The following is a 13,948-nucleotide window of genomic DNA, read 5'->3' as shown; positions in this document are numbered from 1 at the left end:
ACCCGCTACGCCAAACGCGCATCTCTCTACCGAGCCAGCCTGGTCCTGATCGCCGCCATCATCTGGCTTCCATGATCGACAGGACAGGCCCTAGGCCCTGTCCTGGGCGAGAAGGAGGCGATCGACGCGACGGTGGACGCACAGACCGCCGGGCAGGTACGCGGGGCCCTGCCCCCGCCATGCCTTGACCAGGGCGTCCAGCGCCGCCACGTGCCGGTGGGAGAGCGCGCTCGGCGAGGCACCCAGCTCACGCGCCCAGGCGTGCAGCACCCGGCCACGTACGGCGGGAGCGAGGGCGGCCAACTCCGGCACGGAGAGCCCACCGGCGGGGTGCCGGACCGATGCCATCGCCGCTCCGGCGATCTCGTCGAGCGCGGCGTTGTCCTCGGCCACCAGCCGGGCGGTACGAGCCAGCCCGTCCAGCACCGCCGGCCCCAGCGCGCGGACCAGCGCGGGCAACACGTCGGAGCGCACCCGGGCCCGGGTGTACGCGGGGTCGCTGTTGTGCGGGTCGACCCACGGCTTCAGGCCGAGCGCGGCGCACGCCGCCCGGGTCTGCTCCCGGGTGATCCCGAGCAGCGGTCGCAGCAGCGGCACCCCGGCCAGGTCCCGGCGGACGGGCATCCCGGCCAGCCCGCGCGGACCGGCGCCCCGGGCCAGCGCGAGCAGCACGGTCTCGGCCTGGTCGTCGCGGGTGTGTCCGGTGAGCAACGCCACGGCGTCGCGCCGCACGGCGGCGTCCGCCAGCGCCTCGTAGCGAGCCTCCCGGGCCGCCGCCTCGGGGCCACCGGGACGCCCGGCCACCTCCACCCGGACCAGCTCCACCGGAGCCATTCCCAGCTCGCCGGCAAGCGCCGCCACCTCGGCGGCCCGTTCGGCAGAGCCCGCCTGCAGCCCGTGGTCGACCGTCACCAGGCCGGCGCGCCGGCCGAGACGCGGTGCGACGAACGCGGTGGCGGCGGCGAGCGCCAAGGAGTCGGCGCCACCGGAACAGGCCACCAGCACCGGCCCGTCCCCGGGCAGGTCGGTCAGCGCGCGGCGCACCGCCACCCGGATCGCGGCCACCGGCGGGGCGAGTACGGCCACCGGCGTACCGTCAGCCGGCCGACGGCAGCGGACCGGCCGGGCCGTGCACCCGGGCCACCCAGGCGTCCGGGTCGCCCAGTTCCTCGATCCGGGGCAGGGTGAGCGGCGAGCCGAACACCTTGTTGAAGCCCTCCATGCCGACCCGCTCGACCACCCCGTGCACGAACTTGCGGCCCTCGGCGTACTGGCGCATCTTGACGTCCACACCCAGCAGCCGGCGAATCGCCTTCTCCAGCGGATTGCCGGCCTCGCGCCGCCGGTTGAAGGCGGCCCGGATCCGGTCGACGCTCGGGATGACCTGTGGGCCGACGCCGTCCATCACGAACTCGGCGTGCCCCTCGAGCAAGGTCATCAACGCGGTGAGCCGGTCCAGCACGGCGCGCTGCCCCGGCGTCTGCACGAGATCCAGCACGCTGGTGCGGCTCTCCGGGTCCCGGATCGCGTCGGCGAGGGTCCCCACGCTGCGGCGCAGCCGATCCAGCAGGGCCTCCTCGGCGCCGGACGAGGCGTCCACGAACGCCTGCACCTCACCCAGGAAGTACGCCCGCATCCACGGCACGGCGGTGAACTGGGTTCGGTGGGTCACCTCATGGAGGCAGACCCAGAGCCGGAAGTCGTGCGGATCGGCTCCGAGCTTCCGCTCCACCTCGACGATGTTCGGCGCCACCAGTAGCAGCTGCCCCGGATCGCCGGAGAAGACCTCGTACTGGCCGAGCACCCGGCCGGAGAGGTACGCGAGCACCGTGCCCGCCTGCACTCCGGTCAGTCGGGAGCCGATCGCCTCGGTGATAGCACCGGGCCGCTTGTCACCGGCGAGCCGGCCGACGAGCGGACCGATCACCTCGCGCAACCCGGCGATGTTGGCGGCGGCCCAGTCCCGCCGGTCGACGATCCGGACGGGCGGATGGCTCACCTGCGCCCGCAGACCGGTGTAGTCGGCCACGTGCCGGGCCGCCTCCTCGGTCAGCCGCCGCAGGTCGCCGACCACGTCGGTGGCCTCGGCGTACGACACGCGGGGCCCCGACTTGCCCAGCGCCCCCGCGGTGGCGGCGGCGAGATCCCAGTCCACGAACTGCGCCATGCACCCACCGTACCCGCGTGGGAACACCCCGAACCGGACCCGCGACGGGCCCGCGGCAGCCGCGACGTCCGCCCGGCGGCGTGCGGGGGCGCCAACCAGCGATCGGAGAGCGTCGTGCCCCGCCTCGCCGCCGTCAGAAGGTCAGTGGCAGCCGCAGCTCGCGAGCGTGGCGGTGATCCGGTCCAGCGCCGCCCGGGCACTGTCGGTCCCGTCCGCGGGTACCCGGTCGGTGAGCACCGCGAAGGTGAGCAGCCGCCCCTCCTTCGTGGTGACCAGGCCGGCGATCGCGCTCACGCCGGTCAGCGTTCCGGTCTTGGCCCGGACCACCCCGGCACCGCTCTTCGTGGCGGCGGTCCCGTACCGGTCGCCCAGCGTCCCGGACCAGCCGCCGACCGGCAGACCGCCGAAGATCGCCGCCAGTTCGGGATGGTCGCCGTTGCCGGCCAGCGTGATCAGGTCGGTGAGCAGCGACGGGCTGATCCGGTTGGTGCGGGAGAGACCGCTGCCGTCGGCGAGGGCCAGTTCGTCGGCGTCCAGCCCCAACTCCCCGGCCACCTGGTCCACCGCCGCCGCGGCGCCGACGAACGAGGCGGGCTGGTTGCGGGCCAGCGCCACCTGGCGGGCCAGCGCCTCGGCGAGGATGTTGTCGCTGTCGGTGATCATGATGTCGACCAGCCGGACCAGTGGCAGGGACTCGACCTTGCCAAGCTCCGTGCCCGGACCGGACGTGACACCGGTCTCGGCGGTGGGCGCCGTGCCCCTGCTGACCGCGCTGGCCGGCACGCCGAGCAGCCGGGCGAACGCGCGGCCGGCGGTGAGGTCGGGCTGGGACACCCGGGCGGCCCCGTGCATGCCCTCGTCGTAATCCTTCTTCGCCTGTGACACGTCCCCACGCGCGCCGTCGGTCATCAGGGCGGTGATCGGTGCGCCGTATCCGCTGATGTCCTCGTCCCAGCCCGGCTCCAGCGTGGGGCCGGAGTAGAGCGACCCGTCGATGATCACCTTGGTGGGTTTCGTGCCACCGAGTGCCTGCTCGACCTGGTCGGCCAGATCGTCCAGGCGGGCGGCTCCCGGATAGAAGCCGTTCCGGTCGACGGCCAGCGTGATGTCGCCGCCACCGACGATCACCACCTCACCGGGGTTCGCCCCGGCGACCGCCCGGGTCGGGATCCGGTAGCCCGGCCCCCGCGCGGCCAGCACGGTGACCGCGGTGACCAGCTTGGTCACGGATGCGGGCACGGTGCCGTCGTCCGCGCCCTGACCGAAGAGCGGCTGGCCGGTGAGGACGTCCGCCACCGACACGTTCACCCGGTCGCCGAGGGCAGCCGCCCGGACCAGCGGATCAAGCGCGGCGCGCACCCCGTCGGGCGTGGGTTGGGGAGCATTCGGGTCGGCGCCGGCGAGCACGGCCGGCGGCGTGGGATCCGCCGCCACGACATCGGCTCGCGTGTCGTCGGCCCCGCCGCCGAGCCAGTCGGCCACCGGGCCGGGGCGTACCACCGCCACACCCACGCCGGCCAGCACGAGCAGGAGCACCGCGGCGAGCACCATCGGCAGCCGCCGGCGGCGGGGTGCCGGGCCGGTCGCGCCCGCGGCGCCCGGTGGGGCGCTGACCGGGCCGTCGGGATGGCCGCCCGTCCCGGCCGGGGCCGGACCGGCGGGAGCGGCGGCGGGGGGCACGCCCACACCCGCCCCGGCGTACTCCTGTCCGGCCGGCTGCCGTTCACGGCTCGGTCCGGCAGGCGCCGGGCTGGTCGGGATACCGGAGGTCGGCGCCGACCCGTCAGACGTCGTGGTGGGGAAGGTCGGCGGGACGATCGGCCGGTCCGGCCCCAGGGCGGGGAACCGTCCTCCCGTCGGCCCGTGCGGGTCGGACGGAACCTGATCGCGGGAGGGATCGGAGGTCATCCGGGGCTCCGTGCCGGGGACGTGCACGCGCCCGACGGCTCCACCAGAACCAGATCCTCCGGTACCACGTCCAGACCCATCGTCCGGGCGGTAATGTGAATCATCCCTCCCCACGACCCCCTCCTCCCCTGCGGAAATTGGCTTGGGTGACACTACTTCGGTCCGAACACTATGCGGCGGTCGCGACCGGTGGGTGACATTCGCCCCCGGCGGTGCCGGCGATTCCGTTGGCCAGCGTGGGCAAACGAGGGAGCGTGCACATGGATTTCGACGTCACGGTTGAGATCCCGAAGGGTCACCGCAACAAGTACGAGGTCGACCACAAGACCGGCCGAATCCGGCTGGACCGCACCCTCTTCACGTCCACGCAGTACCCGGCGGACTACGGCTTCATCGAGGGCACCCTGGGCGAGGACGGCGACCCGTTGGACGCGCTCGTGCTCGTGCCCGAGCCCACCTTCCCGGGCTGCCTGATCCGGTGCCGCACCATCGGCATGTTCCGGATGACGGACGAGAAGGGCGGCGACGACAAGGTCCTCTGCGTGCCCTACGAGGACCCGCGCCAGGAGCACCTGCGGGACATCCACCACCTGGGCGAGTTCGACCGGCTGGAGATCCAGCACTTCTTCGAGGTCTACAAGGACCTGGAGCCCGGTAAGTCGGTCGAGGGCGCCACCTGGGTGGGTCGCACCGAGGCGGAAGCCGAGATCCGCGCCTCCTACCAGCGCGCCAAGGAGGCCGAGGAGCGCGGCGAAGGCCTGCACTGATCGCACCGAGACCCGGAACGGGCCCGGAGACTGCTCAGCCGAGCAGCCCCCGGGCCCGTTCGTACAGGTCCAGCACCGCGCAGGCCACCGGCACCACGGCCACCACGAGCGCCGTGTCGGCCAGATCGGCGATCCGACCGAGGTACGGCGAAACGGGACGCCGGGCGTAGGTGGTGCCGGCGGCCACGGCGAGCAGAGCCAGTCCCACCCCGGCCGCGGCCAGTCCCAGCCGGCCCACGTCGCCGGCCCGGTCGGCGTGCACGGCACCGAGCACGGCGTACCCGAGCAGGCCGCCGACCACCGGCGGCAGGCGGTGCCGGACCGCCACGAACAGCCGGGAGCGAAGCAGCAGGACCGCGGCGGTGACCACGACCAGCAACGCACCGGCGGTACCGCCCGTGACGGCCAGCACCGTCGCCGCCACGACGGCCAGCACGGCGTGCCCGAGCAGCATCCCGGTGAGTATCTCCTCGGTGCGGGCCACCGCCGCGTACACCCGGCCACGGTCGGGCAGGTCGCGGGCGTGCGCTCCGCCGTCGCTCGGGTTCGGCAGGTTGATCGGCGGCAGTGGCAGCTTGCCGAGCCGAATCGCCAGCAGCGGAATCACCCCGACGGCGAAGACCAGCACGCAGAGCAGCACCGCGGCGGTCCCGGCCGGGCCGAACGCCAGCCCGCCGAGGGCCGCCGGCGCGGCCACCAGACCGACCGTCGCCCCGGCCACGAAGACGCGTAGCCTGCTCGCCACCCCGAACAGGCCGAGCACCGACGCCAGCAGCAGGGCCACCGCGGCCGCCAGCACCTCCGCGCCGCCCATCCAGCGCAGCGGCCCGAACGGGCCGACCGGGTCCCCCGAGCCGACCGCCAGCGCACCGGCCGCGGCCGCGTACGGCAGGGCGTAACCGCCGAGCGTCGCGGCACTCATGCCGTCGCCGTGCGCCCGGGATGCGATCGTTCCCGCGAGCACCAGCAGCAGCGCCACGACGGCCGCCGCGACCCAGCCGCCCCGGTGCTGCGGGCCGCCACCGAGCAGGGCGAGTAGCCCGACGGCGAGCGGCGCACCGGCACCGGCCAGTACGACCGCCCGGGTGGCCGCCGACGACCACGCCCCGCCCCGGCGCCTCGCGCCGTCGACGATCGCCTCGACCACGTCGTCGTACTCCAGTTCGGGCCAGTGCGCCCGGGCCGGGACCAGGTACAGCACCTCGCCGTCGCGGACGCCCTGCGGATGCAGCGCCTGCGCGGTCGACAGCGCGGCCCCGTCGGTGCGCCGCAACACCCAGCCCTCGTGCCGCTCACCGTCGTCGGCCAGCCCGACACCCGCGTGTCTCAGCATCTCGGGCAGCAGCTCCGCGAGCGGGACCTGCTCCGGCAGGGCGACGTCCAGCCGCCGTTGCGGGGCGCTGATCGTGACGCGGGCCAGCCCGGTTGACATCGGCCTGTCTCCATATCGAACGGGATCGGTGGCTGCGCGGACGACAGGACTTTACCTACGATGAGCCAGCTTCGGGTTACCGAGCGTTCTGGGGAGGCTCCTTGTCCACCGTCGTCGTCAAACGGCCGCCCCGCCGGCCGGCACCGGAGATCCCGGTCGGTGAGCTGCCCGTCGAAGCCCCACCGGAGATCCCCGCCGTGGCCGGCGGCCGCTGGCAGCAGCTGCTCATGCTGCTGCCCATGCTGGGCGGCACGGTGGCGATGGCGATGATGTTCGGCCGCGGCGGAGGTGCCTACTCGTACGTGGTGGGCGCGATGTTCGGGCTCTCCTCGCTGGCGATGCTGGTGACCTCGTGGGGCAGTGCGTCCGGCACACCACGCAAGTCGGAGTTGATGGCCGCCCGCCGGGAGTACCTGCGGCATCTGACCTCCCTGCGCCGCCGGGTCCGGGAGACCGCCGAACGGCAGCGGGCCGGGCTGCACTACCGGCACCCCCACCCCGGGCGGCTCTGGTCGACGGTGACCAGCCACCGGGTCTGGGAGCGCCGCCCCACCGATCCGGACTTCGCGGTGGTGCGGGTCGCCGTCGGGCCGCAGACCCTGGCCACCCCGCTGATCCCGCCCGTGACCCGCCCACTCGAGGAACTGGAGCCGATGACCGCGGGCGCCCTGCGCCGCTTCCTGGACGCCTACTCGGTCGTTCCCGACCTGCCGGTGGCTCTCTCGCTGCGCAGCTTCGCCCGGGTGTTCGTACGCCAGGTCACCGGTTCCGAATCCATCGACGGCACGGTCGCCGGGCCGGCGACGGACGGCGGTCCCGCCGAAGGTTCGTCGGCCCGGGCGATGATCCGCGCGGTCCTCACCCAGCTGGCGGTCTTCCACGCGCCGGAGGAGCTGCTGATCGCGGTCTGTGCCGGCCCGGAGCGGCGAGCCGCCTGGGAGTGGGTCAAGTGGCTGCCCCACGCCCGGCATCCGGACCGCACCGACGCCCTCGGCCCGGTACGTCTGGTCAGCAGCTCCGCCGCCGAACTGGCGGGCTGCTCGACGAGGTGCTGGCCAGCCGCTCCCGGTTCAGCCCGGCCGGCCCGGCGACCGACGGGCCGCACGTGGTCGTCGTACTCGACGGCGCCGACGTCACCGGGGCCACCGACATGACCGGCGACAGCGGTATCGACGCGGTCACCGTGCTCGACCTGGACACTCCGCCACCCCGACTGCTCGACCGGTACGCGCTCCTGCTCGAACTGCGCGACGGACGGTTGCACTCGTACTCGGCGGAGGGGCACGCCGAGGTGGGCCTCGCGGACCAGCTCGACGCGGTCGACGCCGAGGCGGTGGCCCGCCGGCTGGCCCCGCTTCGCCTCGCCGGCACGGCCCGCGGCCTGGACGCCCCGCTGCATGCCGAGCCGGGCCTGCCCGAGCTGCTCGACCTCGGCGACCCGCGAGCCTTCACCGTGGAGCAGGGCTGGGCGCCCCGTTCGGCGCGGGACCGGCTGCGGGTGCCGATCGGAGTGGGCGCCGACGGCGGCACCGTCGAGCTGGACCTCAAGGAGTCCGCGCAGGACGGCATGGGCCCGCACGGGCTCCTCATCGGTGCGACCGGCTCCGGCAAGTCCGAGCTGCTGCGCACGCTGGTGCTGGGGCTGGCCGCCACGCACAGCTCGGAACAGCTCAACTTCGTCCTCATCGACTTCAAGGGCGGGGCCACCTTCGCCTCGTTCGACCGGTTGCCGCACACCGCTGCCGTGATCACCAACCTGGCGGACGCCCTGCCGCTGGTCGACCGGATGGTCGACGCCTTGAACGGCGAACTGATGCGCCGGCAGGAGCTGCTCCGCCGGGCCGGCAACTTCGCCAGCGTGCGGGACTACGAACGGGCCCGCGCCGCCGGCAACGCCCTCCCCCCGTTGCCGTCACTGCTGCTGATCTGTGACGAGTTCTCCGAACTGCTCTCCGCCAAGCCGGACTTCATCGATCTCTTCGTGCAGATCGGCCGGTTGGGCCGGTCGCTCGGGGTGCACCTGCTGCTCGCCTCGCAGCGACTCGAGGAGGGGCGGCTACGTGGGTTGGACACCCACCTGTCGTACCGGATCGGTCTGCGCACCTTCTCGGCCCTGGAGTCCCGGACGGTGCTCGGCGTGCCGGACGCCCACGAACTGCCACGCACCCCCGGGCACGGCTACCTGCGTTCCGGCATCGATCCGCTGGTCCGGTTCAAGGCCGCGTACGTCTCCGGCGCGCTGCCCCGCAGCGGCCGGACGGCGGGCCCGGACCTGGACGGCCCACCTCGCCTGCACGCCTTCACCACTCACTTCGTGGCGGTGCCCGAGCCGGACGCACAGCTAGCACCGGCCGCCGAGGAGGAGGGCCGGGAGAGCCTGCTGGACCTGCTGGTGAACCGGCTGTCCGGTCAGGGGTCACCGGCGCACCAGGTCTGGTTGCCCCCGCTCGACCAGCCGCCGGCCCTGGACGAACTGCTCGGCCCGGTCGGCACGGATCCCGCGCGTGGCCTCACCACCGGGAACCCGGAGCTGCACGGTGCGCTCAGCGTCCCGGTGGCCCTGGTGGACAAGCCCTTCGAACAGCGCCGAGACCTGCTCTGGCTGGCACTCGACGGCGCCGCCGGGCACGTCGCGGTGGTCGGCGCCCCGCAGAGCGGCAAGTCGAGCGTGCTGCGGACGCTGATCTGCGCGCTGGCGCTCACCCACACTCCGGCGGAGGTGCAGGTCTACTGCCTCGACTTCGGCGGCGGCGGGCTGGCCGCGCTGCGCGACCTGCCACACGTCGGCGGGGTGACCGGGCGTGCCGACCCCACCGCCGTCCGACGCACGATCGGGGAGGTCGCCACGCTGCTCGCCGAGCGGGAGCGGCGCTTCGCCGAGCTGGGTGTCGAGTCGATGACGGCGTACCGGCGGCGGCGCGCCGCCTCCGGGGAGCCGGACGTCGACCCGTTCGGCGACGTGTTCCTCGTCGTGGACGGGTGGACGACGCTGCGCGCCGAGTACGACGACCTGGAACCCCTGATCACCGACCTGGCCACCCGGGGGCTCTCCTACGGGGTGCACGTGGTGACCACCGCGCTGCGCTGGCTGGACTTCCGCCCCGCGATCCGGGACCTCTTCGGATCCCGCATCGAGCTTCGTCTCGGCGACCCGAACGACTCGCTGGTGGCCCGCCGGGCGGCGGCGAACGTGCCGGAGAAGGCCCCGGGGCGGGGCGTGACCGCCGAGAGCCTGCACTTCTTGACGGCCCTGCCCCGGCTCGCCGGCGCGGACACCGTCGACCTCGTCAAGCAGGTCGCCGGAGCGTGGCCCGGCCCGCCTGCCCCGCGGGTACGGCTGCTGCCGCCGGTGCTTGCGTACGCCGACCTGGACCTCGGCGCGACGACCGGCCTGCGGCTGCCGGTCGGGATCGCCGAGGCCGACCTACGACCGGTGGTGCTCGACTTCGCCGCCGAGCCACACTTCGTGGTCTTCGGTGACGCCGAGTGCGGCAAGTCCTCGTTCCTGCGTGCGCTGGGCGCCACCATCACCGCCCGGTTCACCCCGGAGCAGGCCCGGGTGATCCTGGTCGACTACCGGCGCAGCCTGCTCGGCGCGATCGCGACCGACCACCTGATCGGTTACGGCACCGCGGCCGCGCACACCGCCGAGCTCGTGGAGTCGGCCGCCGGCTACCTCGCGCGCCGGATCGCCGGCCCCGAGGTCACTTCGCAGCAGCTCCGCGACCGCTCCTGGTGGTCGGGGCCGGAGCTGTTCGTGCTGGTGGACGACTACGACCTGGTGGCGACGGGTCCGACCAACCCGCTGCACGCCCTGGCGGAGTACCTACCGCAGGCCCGGGACATCGGCCTGCACCTGGTGCTCGTCCGCCGTTCGGGTGGCGCCGCCCGCGCCCAGTACGAGCCGATCGTCCAGCGGCTGCGGGAACTCGCCACGGCCGGACTCGTGATGGCCGGCAGTCCGGAGGAGGGGGCGCTGGTCGGGCCGGTCCGCCCCGGCCCGCTGCCACCCGGGCGTGGCCGGCTGGTCACCCGCCGGGAAGGCGTGCGCCTGGTCCAGCTGGCACACCTGCCCGCACCGTGAACCGTCTCCCCGGATCGTCCCTCGATCGGGGCGAGAACCGGTAATCTCCGATCGTTGTGGTTCCGCAGGCGACGAATGGCTGAGGATGTGACTGGGGTTCGGCACAGCTGCCCGGCAGCGGGCCGGCGGGCTGCCCGCCGGGCGCTGCTCGGCGTGACGGCAACCGTCGTAGCCGTGGCCGGTCCCGCGCTGCCCGTGTCGGCCGCTCCGGTCCACGCGAGCGCGATCGCCGCCACCCCGTTGGCGTACGTGCCGGACGAGGCGCCGGACCGGCCGGACCAGATCCGTGACGAGCAGTGGCAGATCGACGAGTTGAACGCGGCGACCGCGTGGCGCACCTCGACCGGGCGCGGGGTCACCGTCGCCGTCATCGACTCCGGAGTGGACGCCACCCACCCCGACCTGGTGGGGCAGGTGCTGCCCGGATACGACCTGGTGTCGCCGGGTGGCGGCCCGCAGGCGGACCCGGTGGGCCATGGCACCACGGTGGCCGGGCTGATCGCCGGCCGGCGGGACGACAAACAAGGTGTGGTCGGCCTCGCGCCGGACGCACGCATCCTGCCGGTCCGCGTGCTCGACGACGAGAACAGGTACGACGACGCGCTGATCGTGGCCCGTGGGGTCCGCTGGGCGGTCGACCACGGCGCGCGGGTGATCAACCTGTCGCTCGGCGGCAGCGGTGACAGCCCTGCTCTCGCCGCCGCCCTGGACTACGCCTTCGCCCGCGACGTGGTGGTGGTGGCCTGCACCGGTAACGTCGCCAGCTCGACGACCTCCGAGGTCTGGTACCCGGCCCGGGAGCCGGGTGTGATCGCGGTCGCCGGCCTGGAACGGAACAGCGAGAATCTCTGGTCCGGTTCGATCACCGGCCGGGAGGCCGTGCTGTCCGCACCGGCCACCGGGCTCGTCGGCGCCCGCCCGGGCGGCTACTGGCGGGTGCAGGGCACCAGTTTCGCCACACCGCTGGTGTCCGCCACCGCGGCCCTCGTCCGGTCCCGCTACCCGCAGATGTCGGCCGGTGACGTGGTGAACCGGCTGATGTCCACCGCTCGCGATCTCGGCCCGACCGGACGCGACGACCGCTTCGGCTTCGGTCTGGTCGACCCGGTGGCCGCGCTCACCGCCGACGTGCCGCCGGTGACCGGCAACCCGCTCGACGACAACGCCTCGCCCGGCGTGGTCGGCTTCGGACCGGCACCGGGTCGCGAGCAGAGCGACCAGGCGGCCGGCTTCGGTGATCCGCTCGGCCGCCACGTCCCGCAGCAGCAGACCAGCTGGACCGCCCGCCCGGCCGGCAGCCAGGACGATTCGGCACCGGAACGGCTCTGGACCGGGGCCGCCCTCTTCGTCGCCCTGCTCACCGGGGCGGCGCTGATGGTCCGCCGGCTGCGCCATCAGCACCGCTGAGACCGCGGCTGATCGCCCGCCCGGTCGGGTAGAACGGACGCCATGAGTACGACCGGTCCGCGCACCCTCGCCCCCGGCGACGCGGCGTCCTGGCGGCGACGCCGGCTCGACCCGGTCCAGCCGCGTGGGCTACGTCTCACCCTGGCCGTGACGGCCGCGTTCCTGGTGCTGGTGCCCTTCACGGCGCTCGCCCTGCTCGTGCTCGGCGCGTGGCCTCCGCTGCACCGGATGGACACCTCGGTGGCGGAGGCGCTGCACGGCTACGCGCTGGAGCACCCTGGCTGGGTACGGCTGACGAGCGTCTGGACTGAAGTCTTCGCGCCCATGCCGCTACGCGTCGCCGCCCTGGCTGTCGTGATCTGGCTGGTCCGTCGGGACGCCCGCCGGTTGGCCCTCTGGGTCGCGGTGACCATGCTGGCGGGCGGGCTGCTCGGCGCCCTGCTCAAGCTGCTCGTCGCTCGGGACCGGCCGGAACTGCCGGATCCGGTCGGCCGGGCCGTCGGGTACGCGTTTCCGTCCGGGCACGCGCTCAACGCCGCCCTGGCCGCCGGGGTGCTGCTGGTGGTCTTCCTGCCGCTGGCCCGGCGCCGGGCGCAACGTGCTGCTCTCTGGACCACGGCGCTACTGCTCGCTGTGCTGACCGGGGCGAGCCGAATGGCCCTCGGGGTGCACTGGACCAGCGACGTGATCGGCGGGTGGCTCCTCGCCACGGCCGTCCTGGCGGCCACCGCCGCCGGCTTCACCGTCTGGCAGCGCGCCCCCGCAAACCGCCACTGACCCCGCGCCGCGATCTCCCCTGCGGCCCTCCCTCCGCGGATGCCGCTCTTCCCGTGAAAGGGGCCCCTTCCCGCCGCCGATGGCCACTCTTTCTGGGAAAGAGTCCCCTTCGCGCCGCCGATAGCCACTCTTTCTGAGAAAGAGTCCCTGTCAGGAGTGGTGGGTCAGGTGCATTCGCCGGTGTCGACGGATCGGGTGCTCTGGGCGCCTGCCAGGGCCACCGGGCGCGCCTCCGCCGAGGTCACCGCGAACCCGGTGTTGGGGTCGTCCGCCGCCGCCGCGAAGATCACCCCGAGCACCAACCCGTTCGCGGAGACCAGCGGCCCACCGGAATTGCCGCTGCGGACCAACGCGCGGATCGTGTAGATCTCCCGCGTCACGTCTCCGGAGGAGTAGATGTCGGGCCCGGTGATCCGGTCCACGTCGCGAACCCGGGCGGACTGGGCGTTGTACGGCCCGTCGAGCGGAAAGCCGAGCACGATGGCGTCCGCGCCGGTGCCCGCGTTACCGGCGGCGAACCGCATGGACGGGCCGGGCAGCCCCGGCACGTGCAGCACGGCGAGGTCCCGGTCCGGGTCGTAGACGACCACCTCGCCGTCGTACCGGTCGCCGCCGAGTTCCACGGCCACCGAACGGGTGCCGGCGACGACGTGGGCGTTGGTCATCACCCGGTCGTCGGCGTACACGAAGCCGGAGCCCTCGATGCGGCGCGAGCAGCTGGGCGCGGAGCCGAGCACCTTGACCACCGAGCGCTGCCCGTTCACCACCACCTGCGAGCCGGCGAGCGCCGGGTCGGGCGGCTCCACCTGCCGCGCGCGGGTGGGCGCGAGGTCACCGAAGACGTCCGGGAAGCCGTTCGTGTCGACGGTGTCCCGCAACGCGGTGGAGAGTCGCTGCGCCTGGTCGGGCAGGACCCGGTCGACCACGTTGAGCAGGGCGCTGTTCCGCACGGAGGAGGCCAACCAGGGCAGCGAGGACGAGCCGAGCGGCACCGCGACCAGCCAGGCGACCATGAGCACCGCGAAGAGGGAGACGAACGCGCCGCCGACGTCATCGATCTTGCGGAAGACGGAACCGGTTATCGCGGCCCGGAGGTTCGATCCCAGCCAACCGGCGAGCGCCTGCCCGGCCACGGCGAGGCCGAAGACCGCCACCAGTGAGATCAGCACCCGGGTGCCGCTGTCGACGAACTGACGGGCGAGTATCGGCCCGGCTTGGAGCCCGACCAGCGCGCCGAGGAAGAACCCGGTGAACGACAGGATTCCGATGACAAAGCCCTGTCGGTATCCGCTGATCGCGAACACGAGAATGAGCAGCACCAGGACGAGATCGACGGCCGACACGCGTCAAGCGTACGGGCCGGGGGCCCGTCGGATGACCACCGCTTGCGGAAGGTGACCGTGCGG

At 73.8% G+C, this 13,948-nt stretch carries 8 protein-coding genes and 1 pseudogene; 4 read left to right on the top strand and 5 right to left on the bottom strand.

Translation table 11 applies throughout. The features are described from left to right. Positions 1-90: 90 nt before the first annotated feature. The 3 genes from tilS to dacB all read right to left on the bottom strand — a co-directional run bounded on the left by tilS (position 91) and on the right by dacB (position 3,718). Complete coding sequence (gene tilS, locus AB0F98_RS28115) at positions 91-1,086, bottom strand: tRNA lysidine(34) synthetase TilS (RefSeq protein WP_357741302.1); 996 nt, start codon at positions 1,084-1,086, stop codon at positions 91-93. Between the two features lie 10 nt (positions 1,087-1,096). Further along, the gene (locus AB0F98_RS28110) at positions 1,097-2,167 is read right to left on the bottom strand and encodes a zinc-dependent metalloprotease (RefSeq protein WP_357741299.1); all 1,071 of its coding nucleotides are present in this window, start codon (positions 2,165-2,167) and stop codon (positions 1,097-1,099) included. Positions 2,168-2,308: 141 nt separating this feature from the next. After that, complete coding sequence (dacB, locus tag AB0F98_RS28105) at positions 2,309-3,718, bottom strand: D-alanyl-D-alanine carboxypeptidase/D-alanyl-D-alanine-endopeptidase (RefSeq protein ID WP_357741321.1); 1,410 nt, start codon at positions 3,716-3,718, stop codon at positions 2,309-2,311. 617 nt (positions 3,719-4,335) lie between these two features. Between dacB and AB0F98_RS28100 the strand changes: the two genes are divergently transcribed. Further along, positions 4,336-4,842 carry an inorganic diphosphatase gene (locus AB0F98_RS28100; protein ID WP_076467154.1) on the top strand — a complete coding sequence of 169 codons (507 nt, stop codon included), beginning with the start codon at positions 4,336-4,338 and terminating at the stop codon, positions 4,840-4,842. Between the two features lie 34 nt (positions 4,843-4,876). On the opposite strand, the gene eccD is transcribed toward AB0F98_RS28100, so the two are convergent. Next, entirely contained in the window at positions 4,877-6,274 is a 1,398-nt protein-coding gene (eccD, locus tag AB0F98_RS28095) for a type VII secretion integral membrane protein EccD (RefSeq protein WP_357741296.1), read from the bottom strand. Between the two features lie 101 nt (positions 6,275-6,375). Here eccD and eccCa point away from each other — a divergent pair. The 3 genes and pseudogenes from eccCa (at position 6,376) to AB0F98_RS28080 (ending at position 12,542) form a co-directional block, all read left to right on the top strand. After that, positions 6,376-10,358 (top strand): annotated as a pseudogene (eccCa, locus tag AB0F98_RS28090) (type VII secretion protein EccCa). 75 nt (positions 10,359-10,433) lie between these two features. Beyond that, positions 10,434-11,765 (top strand): type VII secretion-associated serine protease mycosin, encoded by a 1,332-nt coding sequence (mycP, locus tag AB0F98_RS28085; RefSeq protein ID WP_357741293.1) that lies wholly within the window; start codon positions 10,434-10,436, stop codon positions 11,763-11,765. A gap of 42 nt (positions 11,766-11,807) precedes the next feature. Then, complete coding sequence (locus tag AB0F98_RS28080) at positions 11,808-12,542, top strand: phosphatase PAP2 family protein (protein ID WP_357741290.1); 735 nt, start codon at positions 11,808-11,810, stop codon at positions 12,540-12,542. 164 nt (positions 12,543-12,706) lie between these two features. On the opposite strand, the gene AB0F98_RS28075 is transcribed toward AB0F98_RS28080, so the two are convergent. Further along, positions 12,707-13,885 (bottom strand): MarP family serine protease, encoded by a 1,179-nt coding sequence (locus tag AB0F98_RS28075; RefSeq protein WP_357741287.1) that lies wholly within the window; start codon positions 13,883-13,885, stop codon positions 12,707-12,709. Positions 13,886-13,948: the final 63 nt, after the last annotated feature.

This window comes from Micromonospora sp. NPDC023737 (genome assembly GCF_040639715.1).
In the GTDB taxonomy this organism is placed as follows: Bacteria; Actinomycetota; Actinomycetes; order Mycobacteriales; family Micromonosporaceae; genus Micromonospora.
The sequence above is the reverse complement of the archived record's forward strand: the minus strand, read 5'-3'. Positions and strand labels throughout refer to the sequence as shown.

What these genes read in the sequence shown, in the direction of transcription:
- AB0F98_RS28110 (WP_357741299.1), bottom strand. Translation starts at nt 2,167, where the DNA reads ATGGCGCAGTTCGTGGACTGGGATCTCGCCGCCGCCACCGCGGGGGCG.
- mycP (WP_357741293.1), top strand. Translation starts at nt 10,434, where the DNA reads ATGGCTGAGGATGTGACTGGGGTTCGGCACAGCTGCCCGGCAGCGGGC.
- AB0F98_RS28100 (WP_076467154.1), top strand. Translation starts at nt 4,336, where the DNA reads ATGGATTTCGACGTCACGGTTGAGATCCCGAAGGGTCACCGCAACAAG.
- AB0F98_RS28080 (WP_357741290.1), top strand. Translation starts at nt 11,808, where the DNA reads ATGAGTACGACCGGTCCGCGCACCCTCGCCCCCGGCGACGCGGCGTCC.
- eccD (WP_357741296.1), bottom strand. Translation starts at nt 6,274, where the DNA reads ATGTCAACCGGGCTGGCCCGCGTCACGATCAGCGCCCCGCAACGGCGG.
- dacB (WP_357741321.1), bottom strand. Translation starts at nt 3,718, where the DNA reads ATGGTGCTCGCCGCGGTGCTCCTGCTCGTGCTGGCCGGCGTGGGTGTG.